The organism is uncultured Agitococcus sp. (assembly GCF_937920075.1).
GTDB lineage: Bacteria > Pseudomonadota > Gammaproteobacteria > Pseudomonadales > Moraxellaceae > Agitococcus.
This window is the reverse complement of the sequence record NZ_CALETI010000503.1, coordinates 1-2,009: the sequence shown is the minus strand read 5'-3', so window position 1 is coordinate 2,009 and position 2,009 is coordinate 1. Positions and strand designations below refer to the sequence as shown.

The window sequence follows — 2,009 nt, the reverse complement described above, 5'->3', positions numbered from 1 at the left end:
TCGATTGGGAGTCTGTAGAGCGAGACTACTCGGCTGGTTTACTGAGTTTGCGTGAATTGGCGGATAAATACGGTACGAAAGAAGGAACAATAAGGTCACGCGCAAAGACAAATGGTTGGTCAAGAAATCTAAGCCAAAAAATAGCGCAAAAAGTGGAAAGTATTTCACGCAAAGAAGTTTCACGCAGCACTTCACGCAGCGAAAAGGATATTACAGAGCGCGAAATAATCGAAACAAACGCTCAAGCAATCGTCAACATCAAGACAAGCCACAGAACAGATATTAAAAGAAATAAAGATTTATTAGAGCAACTCACTAAAGAATTAGCGTTAATTGATGAACAGATTGCGATAAACGTAAAAATAGACTGCGTTAAAAAACTTACGGAGACGCTAAAGGTTCTTGTTGGGTTAGAGCGTGAAGCATACGGCATTACTAATTTAGAGCAAACACAAAAACCAGTTGAGAATATGACTAATGACGAGCTTGAGCGAAAAATTGCCGAACTTGTTGATAGGTCTTTCTAATTCGCAAAAATTAGAACTGTTGGCGTTATTGGAAGAAAAGAATTATAGAGAGTCGGGTAGAAAACTTTGGACTTACTTCAGAGATGAAGGTGATTTGCGTAGAGAGTTGTACAAGAAGCACTTAGAGTTTTTTGAGGCTGGAGCTAGATACAAAGAACGGTTGGTAATGGCTGGCAACAGGGTAGGCAAAACAGAATCAATTGGCGGATATGAAACCGCATTGCATTTAACGGGGCAATACCCAAGTTGGTGGGTAGGTAGAAGATTTAATAAGCCTGTACGCGCATGGGTTGCTGGTAAAACAAACGAAACAGCAAGAGACATTGTGCAAACAAAGCTATTTGGCGCAGTGGTTTATCGCTCAGGCAAGAAAACATTCGCAGGTGATGGTCTTATTCCGCGCGATTGCATCGGTGAGGTGACGTGGAAGCAGGGCGTTCAAAATATGGCCGATACAGTGCAGGTAAAGCATATGTCAGGCTGGTCTATTGTTGGTATTAAGTCGTATCAACAGGGGCGAGGAAGTTTTGAAGGTACAGAGCGTGAAGTTATTTGGCTTGATGAAGAGCCGCCGCTAGATATTTACACCGAATCATTAACGCGAACTATGACGACAAAAGGCATCGTCATGTTGACGTTCACGCCACTAGAAGGCACGACTGAGGTAGTTGACGACTTTATTCACAAGTCTGAAAAAGGCATCAAGTATCTACAAAGCATTACATGGGACGATGTTCCTCATCTATCTAAGCAAGACAAAGCCGATATGTTGGCTAGTTACCCGAAGCATGAGCATGACGCAAGAAGCAGAGGCGTTCCGTTTGCTGGTAGCGGCCTGATTTTCCCGATTGACGAAGCCGATATTATTGTCGAGCCGTTTGAAATTCCAAGGCACTTTGCGTGTATCGGCGGCATGGACTTCGGATGGGATCATCCTTTTGCAGCAGTAAAACTTGCATGGGATAGAGATAAAGATATTATTTATCTCATCGAAGAATACAAACAGTCAGAACGAACACCCGATTATCACGCAAAAGAAATTATTTCATGGGGCGAATGGCTACCGTGGGCATGGCCACATGACGGTTATCAACACGATAAAGGAAGCGGTATTGCATTGAAAGAGCAGTACGAAAAAGGCGGACTCAATATGTTGGGCGAAAATGCCAAGTTTGACGATGGTTCAAATGGTGTTGAAGCTGGATTGATGTTGATGCTGGATAGAATGATTGTTGGAAAGTTCAAAATATTCTCAACTTGCACATTATGGCTTGCAGAAAGAAGAATGTACCACAGAGACAAAGGCAAAATCGTAAAGGTCAAGGATGATGCAATCAGCGCAAGCCGCTATGCGTTGATGTGTTTATCAAGCGCAGTAACAACCCCTCTCAATACAAGCCAAAAGCGTTCTAAACCCAACTGGCGACGAGTTTAATAATGGATACAGAAAACACTGTTGCGTTAAGTAATCGCAACGGCATA

The 2,009-nt window shown here is 42.8% G+C and carries 2 protein-coding genes; both read left to right on the top strand.

Annotated features, from left to right (window positions below):
- Positions 1-527: hypothetical protein (locus Q0212_RS16760; RefSeq protein ID WP_297927651.1), on the top strand; the 527-nt coding region annotated here is incomplete at its 5' end.
- Positions 478-1,962, top strand: coding sequence for a terminase family protein (locus tag Q0212_RS16755; RefSeq protein ID WP_297927650.1), 1,485 nt, complete (start codon positions 478-480; stop codon positions 1,960-1,962). The genes Q0212_RS16760 and Q0212_RS16755, both read left to right, overlap by 50 nt.
- Positions 1,963-2,009: the final 47 nt, after the last annotated feature.

Coding starts and splice junctions, on each gene's coding strand:
- Q0212_RS16755 (WP_297927650.1), top strand. CDS start 478: ATGACGAGCTTGAGCGAAAAATTGCCGAACTTGTTGATAGGTCTTTCT.